Annotated in this window: 1 protein-coding gene; it reads right to left on the bottom strand. The window is 41.6% G+C overall.

Annotated features, from left to right (window positions below; all coding sequences use genetic code 11):
* Positions 1–303 (bottom strand): Ig-like domain-containing protein (locus P6733_RS17940; protein ID WP_306354317.1); only part of this gene is annotated, 303 nt, incomplete at both ends.

Below are 303 nucleotides of genomic sequence, written 5' to 3'. Positions count from 1 at the left end.
CACAGAAAGTCTGTGTAGACTGTGTTGTCGTTGGTGCTGGTGTAACAGTGATTTTGGCTAGAACGGCTAAACGAGTTTTACTCTCACATCCGTTTGCGGTTTGAGAAGCATAATACGTTGTTCCATCCACTAAAGTTACTGTTGCTGCTAAAGCTGTTCCACCTGTAGCAGCAGTATACCACTGAATAGTTGTTCCTGTTGCAGATAAATTTGCAATAGTAGCATTATCAATCTCACAGAATGTTTGTGTAGACTGTGTTGTTGTTGGTGCCGGTGTAACAGTAATTTTTGCAGTTACCGCTA

The organism is Flavobacterium aerium (assembly GCF_030766725.1).
Classification (GTDB): domain Bacteria; phylum Bacteroidota; class Bacteroidia; order Flavobacteriales; family Flavobacteriaceae; genus Flavobacterium; species Flavobacterium aerium.
This window is presented reverse-complemented; position numbering and strand designations above follow the sequence as displayed.